Here is a 24,468-nt window from a genome sequence, read left to right as displayed (position 1 = left end):
CCATCAGATTCAATTATATGGACTTTTCCTCCAGAACCTTTAACGATCCAACGACCATCTTCTTGAACTAAAATATCCGAAGGTCTTGATTTTTGAACATCATTAATAACGGAACCAACTGGCCGACCCTCTTTATTTCTGATCCCCGCATGTTCACCTTGCGTAATTTTGTCCAGATAAGCAAGGTCATCTAACGTTGGTTTTTCAGGTACTGGTGTTTCTGTAAAGTTATCTCTTGGTTTAGGTATCTAGTCACCACCAGTATCTGTCCAAATTTGGACTGATATTTGATCTCCTCCAGTATCCGTCTGCCCTTGGTCTGGTATCTGATTGCCACCCGTATCAATCCTATCTTGATCTGGCATTTGATTACCACCAGTATGTGATGGTATACCAAGCCTGCCACCCCAAGGTTCAGAGCCAAATATTAACCTTGCGAGCCCTTTGTTATGAATTATTTGTTCATCAATATAAGCAACCTGTTCCGGTAAAAGGTTCCTCATCGCTTTTATATCACCATTTCTGGCAGCAGCTCCAGCATCCATGGCTTCTTGAATTTGCGCTGATGTTAAACCAATATTTACCCCTAATTGCATAAGACCATTTCGACAGGTCGCATTTTTCATGCACCATTCGTAACCCTTTTCTAAACCTTTAATGATTGGCTTAGCAGCTGTCGCATTATTCTCAACCACCACTTTCCCGGCTTGGGCGGCATTGGCAACACCTGCACTATTATCGCTGATTAAGCCGTCGACAATCCCGGAAGTTAACGTTGCCCATGCACTTATATTCTGCTTTTCAGTTTCGGTGAGTTCTTCGGGGGTTTTGCCATAAAGTGAGTGCGATAAAATACCCACTGTTTCCCCTGTCATTGCGCCAGGAGCTTGCACTACTGCATTCTCATCTTTTGCCAGTGCAAGGCCTGCATTGAGTAATACGTGCGCTATCGTGCGCTGGATATCACTTTCAACACTATTACCTTGAATTTGGTTTTTCACTTCATTGGCAAGATAAGGCGCGGAGCCATTGGCAATCGCGGTAACAATATCATTTGATACTAATATAAAAACTATGTGAAACATGCTTTAATGTCATACTCATTTGTTGCAATTACTTTCAATAATGCACTTTCTGACCACACACTATAAAAATTATAGCTATAAAATCGTTCTCCAACTTCATCGGTATAATATTCTAGAGTCATTGACTTAAAAATATCATTTTCTTTCTGCTGTACATGAGATAAATCTTCATTCTCAACACTCATTGATTGTATGGATAATACTTCATAAAAAATAACAACCCACTCATTTTCATTCCAATCTGTAAAGAATAACTTCAATTCAGAGACTGTTGACTCTATTTTTGTTATTCTTCCATCAGAAATAGGTAGATCATTTAGTAACATATTTATTTTCCCGGATGTCGTTCATTTGGTAAGAATCCCGTTCCATGCCCAACCTCATAATTTTCTGGTTTTACTTTCTGAATAGCATTTTGTTTTTTAGCTTGATTCCAAGTTAAGTTATTTGGCTTAATTTCGATATGATAATGCTCTCCATGATGACGAGGATTAAAAGGACCACTATCTCCTGGATGACTTTCATAACGTATTCTTGTATTCGCATTTGGTTCCCAAAACATCCTCGTTGTTCCATGTTGAGTAGTCGATATTTTAGGTTTAACATCTAAAAATTCTGTTAGTTCGTGAGGATTCAAAGGAAATTTGTTAAGTGAACTATTAAGTTCAGCTTGCTTATCTACATGCACTTTAAAATTGCTTGAATTATTCCCTCTCTGGCTGGTAACGATATTTTCTTTTATCTGATTAGGATTGATTTTAGTTTGATTAATGACTTTATTTCCACCTCCTTTAGCTCCTTGGCTACCAATCAGCATAGGAAGTGTCATAGCCATCACCATGGAGGTTTCTTTATCTAATCTTATTGCCTCAAATTGTTTAGCCCACTGATGTTCGACTGTAATCCCTGTCGCATCCATACTCAACATATACACTGCAGGCAGATAATCACGAAACTCATCAGGCAACGATTTATCTGCGGCAAGATGTTTTATTGCTGTATCGAAAGCATTCCATTGTTCAACTAAATATCCATACTGCTGTTTACACTGCTCTGGTGAGGTTGAACAAATTTGCTTTATTTCTTCCTGTTGCCGAATATTGGCATCAACCATATCACGAATAACTTGCTGACATTCTTCACCGACACAAGTTCTTGCTTTATGTGCAAAATTTTCTAGTTGATTGGTGCTCAACCAATTATTCTCAACCACCACTTTTCCGGCTTGAGCGGCATTAGCAACGCCTGTGCTATTATCGCTGATTAAACCACCGACAATCCCTGAAGTTAACGTTGCCCATGCACTTATATTCTGCTTTTCGGTCTCGGTGAGTTCTTCGGGGGTTTTGCCATAAAGTGAGTGTGATAAAATACCCACTGTTTCCCCTGTCATTGCGCCAGAAGCTTGCACTACTGCATTCTCACCTTTTGCCAGTGCAAGGCTGGCATTCAGTAAGCCGTGGGTAATGGTGCGCTGAATATCACTTTCAACACTGTTACCTTGAATTTGGTTTTTCACTTCATTAGCAAGATAAGGCGCGGAACCATTAGCAATCGCGGTGACAATATTGTTGCCCATTACACCTTGCGTAAATGCGGTGATGGCTTGGATGGCACGGGTGTATTTACCCCCGTACCAAAGTCGGATTGGTTGGTATAATTCTGTAATGCTTGCTGGAAGAGGTGATTCTGAATATCACGCTCGGTGACGTTATCGTTAATTTCTGAAAGGGCTTGATAGAGATTGTCGTAATTTAGATTAGAAAAATATGCTAATAAAATAATGCCAAAGGATTAGTACCAGATCATTAGTTCAAAACAAAATATTATAGATAATTAAATAAATTTACTAAAATTTATGCCACCTATACACCTACAACCTTCATCACCACAGGGCAATTGCCTTCGGCAATTCAACATAACACCCAAGGATTATGTCTTGCGCCCTTTGGTGATAGTAATTACAGACTGATGTTTGGCTGGACACTACAAAATTAATATCTATTTAATGATTGACTTAGCCGCTCAATGTTTATTTTCCCAATAATTCACAAATAGATGAATACCACTAAAACTCAAACCAAACACTCCCCCAAAAATAATCGGTTGTTTTAAAAAGAATATATCAATGTAAAAAATACCTAATTTCATATAATGAATAGATTCAACAATAAAACCAAGCAATAAAAATGTAATAAAAACCAGTGCAAAATAACAAAAAAATAACATTAAAAAATAATTAATTACTTTCATTTTCGTTCTCTATTTTGATTTTCTTCAATACTTCGCTAGTCTCTTTATTTAAATATTCTGAACCCGCGGATCCAAGAAGGCTACCTATAATTCCAGGCATTGGCGATATACTCGGCGGAGCTGTAATTGATGGCATTAAAACTAATGGGCGTTCTTTAAGCCCGTTAGACCAAGGATTAAATTTATTATCAAAATGGTGAGTTAACCATTTTGTGCCTCCATAGCCGGCTGTTGAACCAACTAATGCGCCTTCCATTGAGACCCAAGGTGATCCTCCATCAATTAAACTTGAAATACCCGCACCAATAGTATTGGTTGTGAGCGTTCCCCAATACCCCATTCCTGATGTTATTCCTCCTGTTAACAAAGAAGAACCAAAGCTTGCATAACTAAAGCTCGCTTTTGGGTCTGTGTTAATATTATGCACCTGCATGCCTAAATTTGCCGTGTGGTAGTTGTTACACCTACCACACGGCTAGCAACAGTAGTGCTACCTAACCAACTCGATACATAAGGGCTAATAGCCTTACTCATTGGTTGCTAAGTCGATAACCTGCGCAACTAACGAAGGTAGTCCCTATTGCTAAGCGCGATTTTAGTGTAAAAACACAGACAGCTAAAGTATAGGAGGTTAAAACCAGACACTATACAGTGGGTTATACCCCTAACTGAGATACCCTCCCCAACCCGAAACTGACTTTCAGTGGTAAGTGGTGGAGTGAGTTAGGATTTACGGTGGGCAGTCACTTTACCCTCACACGCCAAGCTGGGCAACTGATCATCCAGCTGGCTGAGAACGAGTAAACTGATTGAGGTAAAAGATTAAAACTTGTCAGCATAGTCACTGTTTAAATAGCCACTATGCCATTATTTTTATAGATCTTTGTACCTATCTGGAAGGTATCTTCTATTCTCCATTGATTTTATTAGATTTTTTAGATCTGCTAAGTAATGTGATAACTCTTGTTTATTTGAGCATTCCGTTTTTTCATATATTTGCTCATCAGATAAATGAGTTAAAACGTAATTTAAGCAATCTGTATAAATTACAACTTCCGATTCAGATAAACGAATATCAAATAAAGTTACATCTGCTTCTGGTATGTAATTAATTTTTAGTGTATCCATCTTACCACCTCACATAATCAGAAAATTTTTCTTTAAATTCATCTAGTTTTTCATTACTAGGTCTATTCCATCGACCATCTCTAATACGTTGAGCCGTATTTTTGTCGCTATTTTTAAATGACGTGACCACTTCGCCATCAGGCTCAATTAGATGTATTCTTCCATCATTACCTTTTACAACCCAGCGACCATCATCTTGTATTAATATATCGGAAGGTCTCGATTTCTGAACATCATTAATGACGGAACCAACTGGCCGACCCTCTTTATTTCTGATCCCCGCATGTTCACCTTGCGTAATTTTGTCCAGATAAGCAAGGTCATCTAACGTTGGTTTTTCAGGTACTGGTGTTTCTGTCAAGTTATCTCTTGGTTTAGGGTATCTGGTGACCACCAGTATCTGTCCAAATTTGGACTGATATTTGATCTCCTCCAGTATCAGTCTGCCCTTGGTCTGGTATCTGATTGCCACCCGTATCAATCCTATCTTGATCTGGCATTTGATTACCACCAGTATGTAATGGTATACCAAGCCTGCCACCCCAAAGTTCAGAGCCAAATATTAACCTTGCGAGCCCTTTGTTATGAATTATTTGTTCATCAATATAAGCAACCTGTTCCGGTAAAAGGTTCCTCATCGCTTTTATATCACCATTTCTGGCAGCAGCTCCAGCATCCATGGCTTCTTGAATTTGCGCTGATGTTAAACCAATATTTACCCCTAATTGCATAAGACCATTTCGACAGGTCGCATTTTTCATGCACCATTCGTAACCCTTTTCTAAACCTTTAATGATTGGCTTAGCAGCTGTCGCATTATTCTCAACCACCACTTTCCCGGCTTGGGCGGCATTGGCAACACCTGCACTATTATCGCTGATTAAGCCGTCGACAATCCCGGAAGTTAACGTTGCCCATGCACTTATATTCTGCTTTTCAGTCTCGGTGAGTTCTTCGGGAGTTTTGCCATAAAGTGAGTGTGATAAAATACCCACTGTTTCGCCGGTCATTGCGCCAGAGGCTTGCACTAAGGCATTCTCACCTTTTGCTAGAGCAAGACCGGCATTCAGTAAGCCGTGGGTAATGGTGCGCTGAATATCACTTTCAACACTATTACCTTGGATTTGGTTTTTCACTTCATTAGCAAGATAAGGCGCTGAACCATTAGCAATCGCGGTAACAATATTGTTGCCCATTACACCTTGCGTAAATGCAGTGATGACTTGAATTGCGCGGGTGTATTTACCCCCCGAACCAAAGTCGGATTGGTTGGTATAATCCTGTAATGCTTGCTGGAAGAGGTGATTTTGAATATCACGCTCAGTAACGTTATCGTTAGTTTCTGAAAGGGCTTGATAAAGATTGATCGTAATTTAGATTAGAAAAACTAGCACCAGAGAATTAGTCCATAATTGCGAGTCCAAAACTGACTATCAGAGGTAATTGGCTGAGTGAGTTAGGGTTTACGATGGGTAGCAACATCACTCTCACCCGCCAAGCCGGACAGTGGATTATCCGGCTAGCTGAGGAATAAGGTAGATAAGCCCCCCAGAACTTGCTAGATTCTAAATCGCAGACATTAATCTATAGTAGAAATATTAAATCTATATTGCTCCGGTATCTTGGTTGGGTAACTATCAAGACTAACTCCCCAAGGAGAAAATTCCAAATAAAATAAACTTTCATTCCATAAACATAATTTACATAAAACTGCTATTTCTTTCAAATGGTTGAGTATCTCATGATCATTATTCTTGCATGCTTCTTGCACCAGAATTTCAAGATCTTCTAGAAGTGACACTAAATCATCAGAGTTCATAAAAACAGATGGTGATGCGTCATCAATATTCCAAATTATCTTAAATTTATCCGATTGATTTTCCCTTTCTAGGTAACGAGCATTGCGTTCATGAAAGGTTCGGTATAATACTTCATTCTCATTATCACCATTAGATGATTTTATTAAGCTAATTAATGGCATAAAAATCCTATCATTTATAATGAGCCAGGGAATACATTGATTAAGTTACCTTTTTTATCGGTAATAATGGTAATAATAGACGTACCTTTTCCACTTTGATCAACACCAATAGACTTACCTGTATCAACCTGCCTCACAAATTTATCAGTTTCAACTTTTCCGCCTATTTGAATTGGATTATAAACAGTTTTATTAACTATATCAGGTCGTTGTAATAACTCTTTAACCTCATTATTTGTAACAGTAAAACGGCTTTTATTAGGCACACTAGCATCAATACCATGTTTACCCATCGCATAGTCAAACCCTCTTATTTTACCATTATCAAATGTTACATTTGCGACATTCACTCTCGATTGTGTAATTCCCGGATTTTCTGGAGAAATAAATTTATCTTTACTTACATTCAGTTGTTTTACAACAGGAATACTCGTTTGCTTATTAGTTGTTCCTTTACCACTTCCACTATTAATCATTCCGGGAAGTGCCATCGCTATCAAACCAGCTGTTTCTGGTTCAAGCCCCATTGCCTCAAATCGTTTAGCCCACTGATGTTCGACTGTGATCCCTGTCGCATCCATACTCAACATATACACTGCAGGCAAATAATCACGAAAATCATCAGGCAACGATTTATCTGCTGCAAGATGTTTTATTCCTGTATCGAAAGCATTCCATTGTTCAACTAAATATCCATACTGCTGTTTACACTGCTCTGGTGAGGTTGAACAAATTTGCTTTATCTCTTCCTGTTGCCGAATATTGGCATCAACCATATCACGAATAACTTGCTGACATTCTTCACCGACACAATTTCTTGCTTTATGTGCAAAATTTTCTAGTTGATTGGTGCTCAACCAATTATTCTCAACCACCACTTTCCCTGCTTGGGCAGCATTGGCAACGCCGGTGCTATTATCGCTGATTAAACCGCCAACAATCCCTGAAGTTAACGTTGCCCATGCACTTATATTCTGCTTTTCAGTCTCGGTGAGTTCTTCGGGAGTTTTACCGTAAAGTGAGTGCGATAAAATACCCACTGTTTCCCCTGTCATTGCGCCAGAAGCTTGTACTACTGCATTCTCGCCTTTTGCCAATGCAAGGCCTGCATTCAGTAAGCCGTGCGCTATCGTGCGCTGAATATCACTTTCAACACTATTACCTTGAATTTGGTTTTTCACTTCGTTAGCAAGATAAGGCGCGGAACCATTAGCAATCGCGGTAACAATATTGTTGCCCATGACACCTTGCGTAAATGCAGTGATGGCTTGGATGGCACGGGTGTATTTACCCCCCGTACCAAAGTCGGATTGGTTAGTATAATCCTGTAAGGCTTGCTGGAAGAGGTGATTCTGAATATCACGCTCGGTGACGTTATCGTTAGTTTCTGAAAGGGCTTGATAAAGATTGTCGTAAGCCGTATCAGAAAGATTATCGAGTTTTGAATCGGCTTTCGCTTTATCCGTGCCACGAATAGTGTCCACCGTGGTTGCTAAGTCGATAACCTGCGCAACTAACGAAGGTAGTCCCTATTGCTAAGCGCGATTGTAGTGTAAAAACACAGACAGCTAAAGTATAGGAGGTTAAAACCAGACACTATACAGTGGGTTATACCCCTAACCCAGGTACCCTCCCCAACCCGAAACTGACTTTCAGTGGTAAGTAGTTGAGTGAGCTAGAGTTTGAGGTAGGCAACCACTGCTCCCTTACCCGCCAAGCTGGGAAGTTGATTATCCGATTGGCAAAGAAGTGAAGGGTTAAGGGAGATCCCTGTGAATGCAGGGATCTATTATCAATAAAAATTATCGTCTAACTGACCTTCTGATTTTAATATCTCTAAAAATCTTTTATAGGCGGTTTCATCTAATTCAAGCAAGTCATCTAATAATGATTCTTCAATTAAAGCCCAATGATGGACGCTCTTTGCATCATCATTTGAAAAAAAGACTGTTTTAAAATCTAATTGATTATCAATAATTTTTACTTCATCAGCTTTATATGTTTGCAATCCGCCATAATTAATAGGCATTCCATAAAATATGTTTCATCATCAAACCAATAAAGTAGCATTCCTCTACATAACTAAGAATTTTCTGTGCAAAATAAAAAAATCTATTGTAATGAACTGGGGTCAGTTCATAAGATAGGGTTTTTATTTAAATGATAATAAGTTCACCGTGTCGGTCAAAAGGAGGCGCAACAGGATAATGGCGAGTATAAACATTGATAACATGCTGTAAATAACTATTCAGATCCCAATTAGTGTTCTCTACACATTCATCATTTTCATTATAATTAAATATAAGGTCTGGATTATCTGAATCTGTTAGTAAAAAGAGATACTGTGTATAACTTTCTACTGAAATGAAAAATGGTTTTTGTTTTAATAAATCATGTCGTTGGATCGATGCCAGCTCTTCTCTTGCACCAATTTGAAATAAAATATCACCTCTTATGGTCTCTTGATTTTGATAAAACACTAGAGGATCATCACCAAAAAGACCACCACTGCAGCGCCCCATACACCTTAAAAACTCATAGAATTGCCCTGTGATTCTAATATCATAAAGGCGTTCCATGCTGGAGATTTCTTCATCAGAATATCCTCTTATATAACTAACATCGATAAGTAACTCTGGATAAACCGAGTGTAGAAATTCTATTAATCTTATATTCATAGTATTATTAATTTACGTTAAAATATCTAAAATAGTTCAAAGTTTAAAATTTTATTCTAAAAAATTATTTTAGTTTATTTTCTTTTATGTATAACATTCCAATACCTAACCCCATAATTGCACCTCCACCAATACTTACTTTTAATACTTTTTTTATTTCATTAACTTTAAATGAAATTGAGATATCTGAATAAAAATAAAAAAACACCTCCACTAAAAAATAAAAAATCATTACACTTATAAATGAAACAAATATAAACATAATCATTAACACTATAATAAGAAAAATTATTTTCACTCTTTTTTTTCCTCTTCATCTTTTTTTTGTATATAAAAAATACCTAATTCAGATATAGCACTACTACTTAAGTTACCTGCTCCAGAAGGAATTTTACTTTCGGATACTTCCTGCATAATATAAGACCTTCCCTTAACCTCTGACTCTGAATATTTTCTCAACACTTCATTAAATCTGGGATTATTGCCTTTTGTTATTATTTTACCAACCCAATTAGTTACAGGTTTTACTATAAAATTACCTAATCCATACCCCATTAATGCTCCACTTCCTGTCGTGATTGCCCCCATCGCTGCACTTTCATCATTTATCGTATTCGTCAGGGCTCCTCCTGCTGCATTAAAGAAAACTGTACTTTTCCATCCTTCTCCTATTGTCATTACATTTACCCAACCTGCAATTATTGCATTCACTGGGTTAACTTTTTTTGAATCGATATATTGTACTCCTGAATTGGCACCTGCACCGATAAACCACATAACTCGCGCACTTGTTGAAAGCAAAGAAACACTTCCCGTACTACCTGTTGCTAAAGCATAAATATAAGCTTGTTGTAGCGCTTTGCCTCTCTGACATGATTCAGAATTAGAATTTTCCACACATGACATTCTATCTTTACCATATTCCTGTGCCAGTTGAGTATGCATTAGCTCATTTCCACCAAGTAAGTTATTCTCAACCACCACCTTCCCTGCTTGAGCGGCATTGGCAACGCCTGCACTATTATCGCTGATTAAACCGCCGACAACCCCTGAAGTTAACGTTGCCCATGCACTTATATTCTGCTTTTCAGTTTCAGTGAGTTCTTCGGGAGTTTTGCCATAAAGTGAGTGCGATAAAATACCCACTGTTTCCCCTGTCATTGCGCCAGAAGCTTGCACTACTGCATTCTCGCCTTTTGCCAGTGCAAGGCCTGCATTCAGTAATCCGTGAGCTATCGTGCGCTGAATACCACTTTCAACACTGTTGCCTTGAATTTGGTTTTTCACTTCATTAGCAAGATAAGGCGCGGAACCATTAGCAATCGCGGTAACAATATTGTTGCCCATCACACCTTGCGTAAATGCGGTGATAGCTTGGATTGCACGGGTGTATTTACCCCCCGTACCAAAGTCAGATTGGTTGGTATAATCCTGTAAGGCTTGCTGGAAGCGGCAGAATTTGTGGCAGGGTAGCTGGCGCAGATCTGTGCATTGACTACAGGCAATAATTATCCAGAATATTGAGACAGAGTAGTAGCTAAAGGAAAATCCCAGCATTTGAGCAGGGATCTTAATATCATCTACGTAACTTATATTCTATAAACCAAGTCCCTATTCCAACTATTGGACCTGTGATCAAACCAACTCTGAAAGCCTTTTCTACATACTCAAGTGAAAAAGTAAATTCTCCACTTACAAACCACCAAATTAGGCATTTTCCAATGAAAAAGGATATTATAACTATCAGAAACATGGCAAGCCCACATATAATGCTCATTATAACCACAAATATTAATTGATTATTTTTTGTTCTCATCCATTTTTTCCTTAACTTCTTTAATTTCCTCTTGCATCAGAGCGTTTGTTGTTTCAGTTGTGCCTGCAGCCCCCATATTTCCCAAAATACCAGGCAAAGGATGGGGTTTCATATCCTTCGATAGTCCGTATAATCCATTTATAGCTCCACCTTGCAATTTAGGGTTGTATTTGGGATCCCAACCTCCTGTTTTCCACAATTTATATTGATTCCATCCATAACTTATAGGCTTACCTGCGAAACCATATCCCACACTAGAACCAAAACCTGCACTGAACGTATTTATAAAGATTGCAGAAGGATCTTCTCCCTTGAACATACTTGCAGCTCCCCCCATGCCTGCATTCCAGGCAACAGTTCCCCCAAATTTCGTATACGCCGTCATGGCACCTGTCCCAAAGGAAAATACTACATCCACGGGATTGACTTTTCCTGTAAATCCATATTGAACCCCAGCATTCGCTGTGGCGCCTATTGTTCCCGTCATAAGCATTATTTTGCCTGTCCCATCCCCCAATAAATATGCCGTAGCTTTGCCTGCCCCTTCCAATAGTGGGGTCATAACTCGGATTGTCAAACCACCCTGCAATACCTGAAGGGGAGCATCACCGATAGCCGCATTATCTCTGTGGTAGCCATACGTATTGGCCAGATTATCGGCTTTTTTGAATAGTTTTTCTTCTTCAGTTTGTGTACGCGTCCAGTTCAGGGCATCCAGCCATCCGTCTTGCTCATATGCCTGTTGTCTTTCCCCGTCTGCCCAAGCATTTTTCGCTTCTGTACGGCCTGCGTATGGGAAGCCTTTGTTCGGGATCAGCGACGAATCCCCTTCTTTTAACAACAAAATGACCAGCTGTTCGGCAGTTTTTGCATCATACAACTGAGTTTTTTCATAGGCATATTGCTGCAATTCCTGCAGAAATCTCTGTTGCTGCTCCGGTGTCAAGGACGCCGGATCTTTCCGGTACTGATTTAACAGATCATCGCTGATTTGGTCACGGACTTCCAACGCCAGTAACTCACGAACATCTCTCTCCGTATATTTGTTTTCCCGTAACGCCTCACGGCTTTTATCCAATGCCTCGCGTGAAATATCCCCCAAAAAGTTATTCTCAACCACCACTTTCCCGGCTTGGGCGGCATTGGCAACTCCGGTGCTATTATCGCTAATTAAACCGCCGACAATACCGGAAGTTAACGTTGCCCATGCACTTATATTCTGCTTTTCAGTCTCGGTGAGTTCTTCGGGAGTTTTACCGTAAAGTGAGTGCGATAAAATACCCACTGTTTCCCCTGTCATTGCGCCAGAGGCTTGCACTAAGGCATTCTCACCTTTTGCTAGAGCAAGACCGGCATTCAGTAAGCCGTGGGTAATGGTGCGCTGAATATCACTTTCAACACTATTACCTTGGATTTGGTTTTTCACTTCATTAGCAAGATAAGGCGCTGAACCATTAGCAATCGCGGTAACAATATTGTTGCCCATTACACCTTGTGTAAATGCGGTGATGGCTTGGATGGCACGGGTGTATTTGCCCCCCGTACCAAAGTCAGATTGGTTGGTATAATCCTGTAATGCTTGCTGGAAGAGGTGATTTTGAATATCACGCTCAGTAACGTTATCGTTAGTTTCTGAAAGGGCTTGATAAAGATTGTCGTAAGCGGTATCAGAAAGATTATCGAGTTTTGAATCAGCTTTCGCTTGGTTCGTACCACGAATAGTGTCCACCGTAGTTGCTAAGTCGATAACCTGCGCCCCAATTTCGCCCACTAATTGTTGTTTTTGTTGGCGATTTTGCTCTTTCTCTTTGTCGAAAATTTTATTTAACGTGCTGTGAGCATTATCGGTATCTTGGCTTAATTGTGCGATATCTTGCTGTTGATTATCGCTATCACGCACAATCCATGTCCCTTGTGATACCGCAGATTGAGTGGTGTTTTCAGCGCTGTCACGATGGTTGCCTGCCATTGCTAATGCATGGCCCATATTCGCCAGCATATTCCCTTCAACGCCACCTGAAGTACTTACACCACCAGATTGATGCTCAACTTTATATTCTGCGTAATTATGGATATCACTAAAGCCTAATGTACCTGTATCTAACTGATTATTTTTTGCATCGGCTTTACTGCTGATCACCGCGCCATCAAGTTGGGTATGTTTACCCACGGTAAGATCAAATCCTTGATTGCCCGCAAATAAGCCAGTTTGTTCTTCCACTGAACGGTATTTACTGTCCATTTTATCGCGACTAAACGAGATATTGGCTGAACCTCCCGGTGTGCCCATCACATTGACACTACCACCCACACTTTCGCTCGATTGCTTCGATTTGTAGTCATCAATGGATTGCTGGCTTTCAAGGTGTAAATCCCCACCCACTTTCGCAATAACTTCATCACCTTGAGCTTGTGCGCCTTTTAGGGTTGTATCTTGACCACTTTGTAAGGTAAGAGTTTGCCCTGCATTTAGCGTCGTATTGGTATAATAAGTATGATCGCCCTCTTCAAATCCCTTACCTCGGCTACCATTGGCATTAATGTTAACGCCAACACCGCCAGAGCCTACCGTTACACCAACGCCAACAGAAGCACTTTTACTTTCGTTTTTGCTGTCTGTTGTTTCTTGGTTTTGTGCTGACTGTAAAGTGATATCACGGGTAGCAATCAACGAGAGATCGTTGCCAGCTTGCAGTTCACTGCCCGTAACCGTGATATCGCCTGTTTCTTTACCTGTTGCGGTGATAGAGAGGCTTTCACCTGCACTTAAACTACTGCCTTGAGCAATATTTCGTTGGTGTATGGTTTCTGATTCAGACGAGCTTTTACCATAAGAAACATTAGCACCAATTAACGTTGTGCTTTCATTATCTGTACCTGATTGCGCATTATCTAACGCCACCGCTCCCACCGCTTGAGCACCCGAAAGCCCTGCTTTGATGCTTTGTAAGGTACTAATTTGGCTATCGTCGGCTTCTTTGGCGGCTTTGTATCCCGCAATAGCGCCATTGATAGCACTTCCTGCCGTACCGCTTAGGGCAACCGTCACACCACTTTGTTTACTTTTAGTTCGACTTAATTCGGTATAGCTATTTTCAGAAGAAGAAATGTCAACAGAATCCCCAGTAAGAGATATCTCCTTTTTGGCAATCATTTCGCTGCCATCTATAGTGAGAGCATCGCCCGAATTTATGCGAATATTACCCTCAGTACTGCCGATTACACTGCCTTTATAGGTAATCGCATCACTGTTATTCAGCTGTTCAAAAGTTGATTTTCCGACGGTAAAACCAATACCGCCAGTACCGCCAATCCCTGATTTTTTGATCTTTTCTTCATAAGATTGGAACTCTAATTCTTGTGCCGTTGTTAGTGATAATTGATTACCAGCATCCAGATTAATATCTTGTGTTGCTATAATTTCACTGCCTTGTGCCGTTAAATTATTGCCTGCAGAAACCGAAATTTCATTCCCTTTTAATAGAGAGCCTGTTGCCTGTTTATTATGAATTTCAGCATGCGTAGTGCGTGTTTCCGATGAACCAAACGATTTGTCTTTTTTGACACTATGGGCAATTTGATCAATTGAGGAGTAACCACTATTTAGCGAAATATCATTACCTGCATGTAATCCTAACAGTCCTGTGGCTTGAATATCTGTTGCTGTCAGATGAATATCCTCACCCGATTGCAATGTAATATCACCCGCATAAAGGCGAGAGCCTATCTCTTCTTGCGTCGTTTTATGCAGATAGTTTTTACTATCCCAATCTATATTTTCTTGGCGAACCGTATTGATAGTTCCTAACTCAATATTTTCACCTGCATTTAATAATACTTGGCTATTACCACCGGCTAAAATATCTGTTGCCGTCAGTTCTAAGTTACGTGTTGCCTTTAATGCAATTTCGCCATCGGGCTCAGTTAAATAAATGGCAGCACCACGATTTATCCATTGATTAGTCTCGTCACCTTTTATTGTTGCAGTACTAATAAGAGAATCACCCGCTTGCAAATTAACACGACTCTGCCCTGCAATTTGGCCACCCTCATTTTTAATATCATGCAACGCTGTTAAATCAACCGTCTTTCCTTTTATAAGACCTTGGTTTATTAAATTATCTGTTGATGCTTGTAATCCATTTTTACTTAAAATAGTACCTTGGTTTTTCAGCTCTGGAATATTATTTAAAATAACTTCACTACCTGAAAGCAATGCGCCACTATTTTGCAAATCACCAGGTAATACTCTGGCATAAACTTGTGGCACCAACACTTTTTCAACAGAACCATTAGGTAAAGTGATTTCCCTGCTGGTTAATAGCACCATATCAGCCGTGATCATTGCCATTTGTTCTGGTGTTAGTGTTACACCCGGTTTAATACCAAACTCTTCACTAAAACGAATACCTGCATCCATCAATGCATGATATTGCTGCTCATTATCATTATGCCCATCTAAATATTGATTACCCGTTAATTGAATAATTTGATCGCGTACTATGCGTTGTTCATAGAAACCATCACCAATACGTTTATGTGTGTTATTGTGATCAACCGATAATGCATTCTGCATATAATCTGAGCTTAACCACTCTCTTTTATTGGTAAAACGAGAATCTGTTTCAACAATATATTGACTATCCGTTCCTTTATTTAAGTTAAATAAACGATTCTCAGGTAATTTCAATATTGGCGCTACTGTTTGAATATTAACCTCAATAGTTTTATTTTCGGTTGGTTTATCCAATTGAGGTACTGTAATAATTTTACCAATAGGTTGTTGCACTAAAGGCTGTTTATCTACATATTTTATTTCAGGTGGGGTTAAATTTGGCTGATTAATTTCAGTCTGTTTAATTTCAATAATAGATGCTTCATCACCTAGTTTTAAAACTTTATTTTCAGCCGTTTTTTGCTCAATAGTTTCATCAAGTTTTTGGGTCTCGATCTGCCCTGATAAGATAAAATCATTTTGTTCAGTTAATAAATTATCTTTATGTTGTGTTAATGACAATTCATTAGCTAATTTTTCGGTGCCTTTATCTAAGGTAATAGAAGCAATATTTTCAGTATGAACATCAATACTCTTTTCTTTAATATTTAAAAGACCAAATTTTGGCTTAGCCGATATAATAACTTCATCAGTTTTACTTGCTTCTGGACGTTTATCTGACGTTTGATTACTGTTTTCTTTATATTCTAATAAGCCCAATGGCAAATCAGTAACCACCTCAAATGGCCCATAATGAGTACTTGAAGTCGAACTGCTTTTTTTCTTACGTCCAGCTTTACGCTTACCTGGGCGTTTATGCTTTATTGCTGTACCTTCATGGTATTCAATATGTTGTCCAGCTGTTTCCTGATTATTAATATGCATTCCATCAATAATCAGTTTTCCACCTGCAATAATATGACTATCTACATTGTTTAAATTATCACCTTTTAGTGTAATATCTTTACCCGCTAATATTAATGCAGGATCACGGTGTAATAATTTAGATTCTTCTGTAATGATATTATATTTAAATTCATAAAAATCTTTATATTGTCTACCATTAATATTTAATAAATGTTCACGAGTGTTTATGTTGTACCAAATTTTTTCATCATCAGCGTCAAATTTATCACTACTGTAATCAACACCAAATTGATACATTGGAATTTCAGACACTTTTTCAGGATCACTTATTTTTAAATAGAGATCACGATTATTAATTTCTGAAACATGAGCAAATAAATTCCCATTTGCTTCAATTGATGCACTTTCATTATTAAGGACATCAGCAGCGATACTTTCTGACAGATTTTTGGTATCAAAACCCGCAATTGCCATATCATCGCCACTATAAATCAGGGCATGATTACGATTATTTATCTTATTACTGAAAAGCTGTAAATTTTCACGAGATGCTAATACGGGCGCAATCTCATCAAGTTTCGCACTATTATCAAATTGCTGACTTTTTATATAAATATTATCGCCATATATACGACCACCAACTTGGTTATAGATTGTCGTTGCAACTAAGGAAAGATTTCCCCCGAAGGCATCAATCAATCCTGTATTGTGCAGATTATCTGATACTGTAATCGCCAGATTTTTAGCACTCACTTCACCATTACGTTTTTCATACTCATCAACACTTCTTGCAATACGCGCTGTAACGATCTCATTATTTTTTACAGGTTCATAATTAGTGAAGCTCGTTGCTTGCAGTGAAAGTTGCTCACCTGCATAAATAAATCCACGATTATCAATTTCTTGTTCTGAAGAAAATATTAATGAATCTTGAGCTTTAATTGTGGCATTTTCATCTAATACAAAAGCATTCTTGAGCTGAATTTCACTTTTACCTGCCGAGATAACGTCACCATCGCCTGTTAAATTTTCAGCCCATAAACGAAGCTGTGCCGTTGCAGCTAACAGCCCTTTTTTATTATCAATGGCTAAGTTATTTTTTGGTGATCCACCTATAGTTAATTCATTTGCGGAAATCAAACCACTTTGATTATTTAGTTTTTCCGCTGGTATTAATTTTAATAATTCACTCGCCTGAATAACACCTTGATGGTTAAGAAGTTCATTAGTTGAAATATGAATATTACTTGCCTTTAATCCTAATTCATCATTTTGAGTTTGTTGGTTATCTAGTTTCTGAGCATTGATGACTAATAAGCCTTGAGATTGAACTTGTCCTAATTGGTTATTAAAATCTTGCTCCAACGTAATATTTGTATTATTTCCGCTAACAATACTTCCGTCTTTATTATTTACACTACTTCCTTGAATAATAATATCTTTTTTGGATAATAACGTTCCTTGTTGATTATCTAATGCTTGTTGATTTAATTGAATATTTAGCTCTTCAATGGCTTGAATATAGCCTTTTTGATTATTTAAAGTACCAACATTTAATTGTGTTTCCGTACCACTAATGATGCTACCTTTAGTATTGATTAGTGTTTTTTTATTGGTATTTATTGATAACTGATTATCGGACTGTAATAATCCTTCTGTATTATCTAATTTTTGAGCATTAACGTTTAAAGTCGATTTTGCATATAACGTACCTTGATTATTCTGTAAATCAGCACTATTAATCGTTACTGTATTATTTGCAGTAATGCTACCGTATTGATTATCTAATATTCCACTTTTTAGCCAAATATTATCAGAAGAAACTAAATTGCCTTCACGATTATTGAATAAAAAATCACCATGATTTATTTTTAATAAACCCAAAGATGATATTTTCCCTTGGAAATTATTTAATTGGGGAGTTGTTAAATCTGTTTTTCCTCCAACAGTAACTAATCCCTGTTGGTTATTAATTTTTTCAAGGCTAGTTAGATCTAAATTTCCTACTACTGAAATTAATCCTTCCTGATTATTAAGTTGTTTAACTTTCAGGTTAAGATCATCTTTAGCAACAATACCTGCAGTCGCTTTATTTTCAGTATTATTTAATTCGCCATCAGCATAAATTGTTAATGCTTTTCCCGCATAAATCAGACCTTGATTATTATTAACATCTTTTGTTTGTAATTTCAGCTTATCACTATTACTTGCAATAGTGCCTTTTGTGTTATCGAGTTGTTTTGCTGTAATATCAGCATATTGATTAGAAGCAATCTTTCCAAAGTGATTAATCAAATCACCACTATTTATAACCAGTTTAGCTAATGTACTTATTGTTCCATTTTGATTATTAATTTTTTGTTGTTGTGCTTTAATGATTAAGTCATTTTTCGCAGTAATTACACCTTTCTTGTTTTCAATTTCTGCTGTGGTCAGATTTAACTTACCATATTGACTACCAAGTTGTGCTTGGTTATTAATCAATTTACCACTTGTGATATTAACGTTATCGTCCGAAACTAATCGTCCTTGAGTATTAATTATATTACCCGTTATTAGTATCAACGGACCTTTACTAATAATGCCTTTAGTCAAAGTTTGGCTGTTATCTAATTGATTATTTTGAGTATCTAACGAGAAAGAGCCTGCCGAATAAAGTGTCCCTTTTTGATTGTTTAGTGCTTGTGTTACTAATTTAAGGCCATTAGATTGACTGGCAATTTCACCATTTTGATTATTCAATCCAAGGCTATTAAGTAATAGTGATTTTGCAGAAAATAGATATCCAGATTGATTATTTAATTTCCCTGTAAATAAATTAAGTGTGCCTTGGCTAATCACTCCAGCATTAGATAAAGTGTTACTATTATCAAATTCATTATCTTGAGTATTAATAGTTAGATTATTATTAGCACTAATTAATCCATTTTGATTATTAATAGCTAGACTTTCAATAGAAACACTCTCTTGTAGGCTCCCAATTTTCCCTTTTTTGTTGTTAATATCTTGAGTAAAAAGAGATTGTTTTGTCGTCGATATTACTTTTCCATCTTCATTAATAAGATCACCTACATGGATCGTTAACTCTCCTTTGCTAACAATACCTCCACTCTCTTTTGTGTGACTATTATCAAGATGTTGATCATGGGTGTTAATTTCTACATTATTTATTCCCGTGATTAAACCTGAATTATTAATTACTTCACCACTATTGATAGTGATATTGTCAGACTGGCTAACTATTACACCCTGCTGATTATCTATTTTCTGTTTGTGGGTATTAATATCTAATAAGGAAAAAGCACTTATTAATCCTGAAGAATTGAATAATGATTGGCTATCTACTATTAATTTTCCAGCTTGGCTTGCTATTGTGCCTTGCTGATTATTAATTTCATTAAAAGTTAGTTGATTGTCTTTTTTGGCGATCAAACGCCCCTGTTGGTTATCAAAATTTTTCGCTGTAATTTCAATGTTACCATGGCTAATAATACCTAGATCATCAACTGTTTCATTATTACTGAGTGACTCTTTTAGTATTATTTTGAGTTCTTCTGATGCGTAAACTAATCCTTTGTTATTATTAAGCTGATTTCCTGTTAAGGTTAGATTATTTTGTAGACTAGCAAGTTTTCCTTGTTCATTATTCAATATATTAAAAGTTATCTTTACTAAGCCTTCAGCACTTAAGTTACCTTGCACATTAAAAATATTACCTGCATTTAATAATAAATTTCCTTTAGTCAAGATCCCCTTATTATTCTTAGTATCGCTGTTATCAATATCATGACCTTGAGTATTAACAAGCATATTCTTAAGAGAATAAATTAACCCAGATACATTATTTATAGCCGTTGAATCTACTGTTAACAGACCATTATCAGCAGATATAATTCCATTATTATTAATTATTTTTTGCTGATGAGTATTAATATTCAGGTCAGTTTTAGCAATTAAATGACCTTTTTCATTATTTAATTCACCACTTTTTAAGATAATATTCTTTTGACTAACAATACCACCACTTTGGCTAGTATCAGTATTATTAATACCATATTTATTTGTATCTAATGCTAAAGTATCTTGTGCTGAAATAACGCCATAACGATTATCAATTTGATAGGTATTTAGTGTTACTGATGATTTTTCACTCCCTAAACGCCCTTTGTAGTTAATTAAATCACCCTTTGATAAAAGACTAACATTATTTTTCCCAATAACTTGACCTAATGTATTATTAAATTGTCCATTATTTTCGATCCTAACACTATCACGTCCTTCTATTTTTCCTTCTGTATTATCTATATTATTATCGGAAGTTACTGTGATAGTTTTATTTGAGGAAATCTGCCCTTGAGTATTATTTAGGCTTTTTGTCGTGATATCTAAAGAATGAATACTGGATATTTGACCTTTTTGGTTATTTAAATCTCCATTACTCGTGATATTAATTGCATTCTTACCAACTAATTTACCTTTAGTATTATCTATTTCACCACTTTCAATCGTAAGGTTATGCTTGCTAAAAATTTGGCTACTACTTTGTTGGCTTTGATTACTTAAATTTTCACCTTGTGTATTAATATTAATATCATAAGCACTGATTGAGCCATCATCATTATTTATTGCTTTACTAGTAATAGATAAATTATTATTTAGACTACCCAAAATTCCTTGTTGATTAATCAGATCATTGCTTTCTAATATTAATTTGTCACCAGAAACAATACGTCCTTTAGTGCTATCGATATTTCCACTTTTAATCGTTAATAAACCATGTGTTTCAATACCTTGGTCATTTTCTTTCGTGAAACGATTAGTCAATTTATCACTTAACGTTAATAGTAAATTTTTAGAAGAAAAGAGATGACCTTGAGTATTATCTAACGATAATCCTTTAAGTGTTAAACTCGATAATTCACTAACAATTTTACCTGTATTATTTTTTACAGCTTGGGTAGTTAAGTTTATTGCTTGCTTAGCAAGCATTTGCCCTTGTTGATTATCAAGCTCACCACTTTCTAGTGTTAACTTCCCTTGACTAACAATACCACCACTCTTTTTTGTTTCACGATTATTGATTATTTGCTGATGGCTATTAATTGTTAAATCTTTACCTGTAATAATTAACCCTTGTTGATTATTAATTTCACCCGTTTTTAAATCTGCAGCTTCAGTTAAACTTATTTTCCCGAATTGGTTAATTAAGGTAAATTTACCTGTATTCAGATCTAACGTTTTTCCATCAATAATACCTTGTCCGTTATCTAGCCCTTCTGTTGTTAACAATACGGTTTTTCCGCCAATATTACCTTTATGGTTATCTAAAACACCCGTATTTAATTGTAGTTTTTGACTAGCCTGAATACCTTGATTATCTTGTGTATCCTGATTAATAAACTTTTGTTTATTAGTATTTATTGTAATATTTAATGCGTGTATTAATCCTGAAGTATTATTCCAGCCTTGAGTTTCAGCAGTAAAATTCGCCTTAGTTGCTATTTGCCCTTTTAGGTTATTGACTGTTTTGGCTTGTATGTCAATGGTTTTGCTGGCATTAATAACACCTTGAATATTATTGATATTTCCTGTTAGTAAATTTAATGCAATACGGCTAATTATACCGCCTGAATGCTGGGTATTTTGATTATTTAATGTATATCCTTTGGTATCAATCCACATATTACTTTCAGATTGGATACTGCCTTCACTATTATCGATACCTTTTGCTGTAAAATGGAGCGTATCTTGAGCGAGAATAATACCTTTTTTATTATTAGCTTCGTTATTCAGCGTTATATTTAATGTATTGGCACCAATTTCACCTTGCTCATTTATCAATCGACCAGCTTGAAGTTGACTATCTTCAGACGTGATTATTTTACCTGAATGATTATTCAGCTCATTCATTAAGGTAAGTGAAATATTTTTTTCAGCCTGTATAAGACCTTTGGAATTATCTAATTGACTTGCATTGATTTTATTCTGGGCAGTTGCAATTAATTTACCTTCAGTATTGATCAAATTTTGTTGTGTTGTTATAGCAAGATCATTATTTAATGTTCTGATTTCGCCTTGATTATTATTAATTATACTTGCTTTAAGCGTTAACTGATCCTGAGTCTGAATTTTGCCTTGTTGATTACTGAGTGTTTGTTTAACTGTAATAAAGGTTGTTTTATCACCTGTTTGCTTTAAGGTCGCATTATCATGATTCAGATTAGTTGCAGTAATAGTTATATTATCAGCCTGCGTTGTTGCTTTTTCTAAATCAAGCAGTTGACCTTGTAAAGATAAGTCGCCCGCTGATAATAATGTTCCCTCTCTTCCAGAAAGATGTTGGGCTTCTATAGCTAATAGCCCTTGTTTAGGTAAAGAAATAATACCTTGCTGGTTATTCAGTTCTGTTGCTTTTACTATTAATTGATTCCCTAGACTTTGAATATTTCCTTTTTGATTGTTTAATATTTGGTTGTTAAACGTCAGCACACCTTGTGCATTAATTTCACCTTGTTGATTATTTAACTCATTTGCATTGAAAGATAATTCACGAGAGCCTGTTTGTGTAATTTTCCCCTTGGTATTATCAATCAATTGAGGTGCTGTAAGTGAAACTGTCTCACCTTTAATTTCACCGTGGCGATTTGAGATATAAGTACCCGCATCAAGCACTATATTTTCAGCATTAACCTGAGCTGAGTCAGAAGTTACATGGCCTTCTGTCGCTTTTACTTGCAGTGATTTACCTTGAGTATGACTATTTGAAAGATCAATACTCTTGGCATTAAAAGCAATATCACTACTACTTAAATGTTGACCCGCAGAATTTAATTCATCCTTTATATTTAATGTCAACGTTGCAGGTTTTGAGATATTACCTTTATTATCAACGCCAGCACCTAACTGGCTTTTTTTCTCTGCCAAATAGTTTTTAGCATCAATCTGAATATTTTCTTGTGCAAGAAATTTACCTACTTCCGTTTGAGAAACAGTTCCTTTTGCATCAACTTGAATATTATTTTTAGCTTGTAACGTACCACTATTTGCTAAATGGTTTTCAACAGTAACATTTAGGTTTTGCTTACCAACGATAGCCCCCTGATTGTTAAGGCTCGTTGTTTTTATATCTAATTCTGAATAAGATTGGATTTTACCACTATTAACTAACTGCCCATTTTCATTAAGAGTTAAACCACCAATATCAGCACCAATTTCTCCAGCATTACGTACACCTACACCATGTTCAGTACCAACAAGCTTTATTTTATTAGCATACATACCACCAACCAGTGCAACATCAATGGCATAGTCAGTTTGTTTTTCAGCTTTGTCATCCTGATTTACAATATTACCTTCGTTATCTAATATATTTTTCCCTGTGGTAATTTCTAATTTATTAGCTTGAAGACGTGAGTTTACTTCTACCGCTCGCGCTAAAATACGCGTGTAATCACTCGCTGTATCATTTAATCCATTTCCTGAAATAACAATTTTACCATTGTTAATTTCATATCCAGTAATTGCACCATCTTGCGTTAGTGCATTACCGGCAACTAATGTGGTATTTACTGCATTAATAAAGCCACAACCTTGGCAACTGATCCCTGCTGGATTCGCAATAATAATTTCAGCACGTTGACCTGCAACCTCAATAAAACCATTTAATTGGCTCGGATTTTGGCTATTAATTTCATTTAAAATAACTTTAGCTTCACCATTAACGAGCCAAGGGTTACCGGTTACCATGCCCGCTAATTGAGTTTGTGTATCTTGCAGACTGTTATTTAAGATTGCGCCTTTATTATCAACATCAAACTGCGTAAATTGATTACGAGAAACGCCATGTTGATTCGGTTGTTGAATATTAACTTGAGCAAGCCCATTACTTGTCTGTAATACCGTTGCTTGTTGATTTTGAGGCGCATGTTGATCAGCAATAATTTGGCTCGCTTGTGCTGAAAAACTCACTAATCCCTGCATTAATAGTAAAATAAAGGCCACACTATTAAGTGATGTACGAATAGGCGATGAAATAATATTATTTCGTTTATTATTTTCACCACTTGATTTAGTTAATTCAGAAACGACAACCATTAACTGTCGAGTACGATTATAAATAACACGATAACATAATTTATTCATATGTAAGTTCCTTGTCAAAAAGA

General features: G+C 36.7%; 18 protein-coding genes. 2 read left to right on the top strand and 16 right to left on the bottom strand.

Features of this window, described 5'->3' with window-relative positions; genetic code table 11:
- Positions 1–248 precede the first annotated feature (248 nt).
- The 5 genes from LG402_RS07420 to LG402_RS07400 all read right to left on the bottom strand — a co-directional run bounded on the left by LG402_RS07420 (position 249) and on the right by LG402_RS07400 (position 3,765).
- Complete coding sequence (locus LG402_RS07420; protein ID WP_227336714.1) at positions 249–1,085, bottom strand: VENN motif pre-toxin domain-containing protein; 837 nt, start codon at positions 1,083–1,085, stop codon at positions 249–251.
- A complete protein-coding gene (locus LG402_RS07415) occupies positions 1,073–1,411 on the bottom strand; it encodes a hypothetical protein (protein ID WP_109410244.1) in 339 nt (112 codons plus the stop codon). The genes LG402_RS07420 and LG402_RS07415 overlap by 13 nt, the downstream gene beginning before the upstream one ends.
- Before the next feature lie 2 nt (positions 1,412–1,413).
- Positions 1,414–2,664 (bottom strand): VENN motif pre-toxin domain-containing protein, encoded by a 1,251-nt coding sequence (locus tag LG402_RS07410; RefSeq protein WP_227336713.1) that lies wholly within the window; start codon positions 2,662–2,664, stop codon positions 1,414–1,416.
- Between the two features lie 446 nt (positions 2,665–3,110).
- Positions 3,111–3,338 (bottom strand): hypothetical protein, encoded by a 228-nt coding sequence (locus LG402_RS07405; protein ID WP_109410252.1) that lies wholly within the window; start codon positions 3,336–3,338, stop codon positions 3,111–3,113.
- Entirely contained in the window at positions 3,325–3,765 is a 441-nt protein-coding gene (locus LG402_RS07400; protein WP_227336712.1) for a hypothetical protein, read from the bottom strand. The genes LG402_RS07405 and LG402_RS07400 overlap by 14 nt, the downstream gene beginning before the upstream one ends.
- Before the next feature lie 266 nt (positions 3,766–4,031).
- Here LG402_RS07400 and LG402_RS22340 point away from each other — a divergent pair, with 266 nt between their 5' ends.
- On the top strand, positions 4,032–4,142 hold the full coding sequence (locus LG402_RS22340; protein ID WP_166541450.1) for a type I toxin-antitoxin system SymE family toxin: 111 nt from the start codon (positions 4,032–4,034) through the stop codon (positions 4,140–4,142).
- 69 nt (positions 4,143–4,211) lie between these two features.
- Here LG402_RS22340 and LG402_RS07390 read toward each other — a convergent pair whose 3' ends face one another.
- Genes LG402_RS07390 through LG402_RS07380 form a run of 3 tightly spaced genes read right to left on the bottom strand, consistent with a single transcriptional unit; the run spans position 4,212 to position 5,662 of the window.
- A complete protein-coding gene (locus LG402_RS07390) occupies positions 4,212–4,466 on the bottom strand; it encodes a hypothetical protein (protein WP_166541448.1) in 255 nt (84 codons plus the stop codon).
- Between the two features lies 1 nt (position 4,467).
- On the bottom strand, positions 4,468–4,827 hold the full coding sequence (locus tag LG402_RS07385) for a hypothetical protein (RefSeq protein ID WP_227336711.1): 360 nt from the start codon (positions 4,825–4,827) through the stop codon (positions 4,468–4,470).
- 13 nt (positions 4,828–4,840) lie between these two features.
- Positions 4,841–5,662, bottom strand: coding sequence for a VENN motif pre-toxin domain-containing protein (locus tag LG402_RS07380; protein WP_227336710.1), 822 nt, complete (start codon positions 5,660–5,662; stop codon positions 4,841–4,843).
- 212 nt (positions 5,663–5,874) lie between these two features.
- Between LG402_RS07380 and LG402_RS07375 the strand changes: the two genes are divergently transcribed.
- Entirely contained in the window at positions 5,875–6,000 is a 126-nt protein-coding gene (locus tag LG402_RS07375; protein ID WP_075674337.1) for a SymE family type I addiction module toxin, read from the top strand.
- Between the two features lie 45 nt (positions 6,001–6,045).
- Here the strand turns inward: LG402_RS07375 and LG402_RS07370 are convergent, their stop codons facing one another.
- The 8 genes from LG402_RS07370 to LG402_RS07335 all read right to left on the bottom strand — a co-directional run bounded on the left by LG402_RS07370 (position 6,046) and on the right by LG402_RS07335 (position 24,445).
- Positions 6,046–6,447 carry a hypothetical protein gene (locus tag LG402_RS07370; protein WP_075674330.1) on the bottom strand — a complete coding sequence of 134 codons (402 nt, stop codon included), beginning with the start codon at positions 6,445–6,447 and terminating at the stop codon, positions 6,046–6,048.
- 14 nt (positions 6,448–6,461) lie between these two features.
- Positions 6,462–7,931, bottom strand: a complete 1,470-nt coding sequence (locus LG402_RS07365) for a VENN motif pre-toxin domain-containing protein (protein ID WP_227336709.1) — start codon at positions 7,929–7,931, stop codon at positions 6,462–6,464.
- Between the two features lie 308 nt (positions 7,932–8,239).
- Complete coding sequence (locus LG402_RS07360) at positions 8,240–8,476, bottom strand: hypothetical protein (protein ID WP_227336708.1); 237 nt, start codon at positions 8,474–8,476, stop codon at positions 8,240–8,242.
- 127 nt (positions 8,477–8,603) lie between these two features.
- Positions 8,604–8,969 carry a hypothetical protein gene (locus tag LG402_RS07355; protein WP_227336707.1) on the bottom strand — a complete coding sequence of 122 codons (366 nt, stop codon included), beginning with the start codon at positions 8,967–8,969 and terminating at the stop codon, positions 8,604–8,606.
- Between the two features lie 220 nt (positions 8,970–9,189).
- On the bottom strand, positions 9,190–9,423 hold the full coding sequence (locus LG402_RS07350) for a hypothetical protein (RefSeq protein WP_227336706.1): 234 nt from the start codon (positions 9,421–9,423) through the stop codon (positions 9,190–9,192).
- A complete protein-coding gene (locus LG402_RS07345; protein WP_227336705.1) occupies positions 9,420–10,682 on the bottom strand; it encodes a VENN motif pre-toxin domain-containing protein in 1,263 nt (420 codons plus the stop codon). The genes LG402_RS07350 and LG402_RS07345 overlap by 4 nt, the downstream gene beginning before the upstream one ends.
- Before the next feature lie 19 nt (positions 10,683–10,701).
- Positions 10,702–10,941: a hypothetical protein gene (locus tag LG402_RS07340; RefSeq protein WP_227336704.1), complete on the bottom strand. Its 240-nt coding sequence runs from the start codon at positions 10,939–10,941 to the stop codon at positions 10,702–10,704.
- Positions 10,925–24,445: a hemagglutinin repeat-containing protein gene (locus tag LG402_RS07335; RefSeq protein ID WP_227336703.1), complete on the bottom strand. Its 13,521-nt coding sequence runs from the start codon at positions 24,443–24,445 to the stop codon at positions 10,925–10,927. The genes LG402_RS07340 and LG402_RS07335 overlap by 17 nt, the downstream gene beginning before the upstream one ends.
- Between the last annotated feature and the right edge of the window lie 23 nt (positions 24,446–24,468).

Source organism: Proteus sp. NMG38-2 (assembly GCF_020640995.1).
Classification (GTDB): domain Bacteria; phylum Pseudomonadota; class Gammaproteobacteria; order Enterobacterales; family Enterobacteriaceae; genus Proteus.
This window is presented reverse-complemented; position numbering and strand designations above follow the sequence as displayed.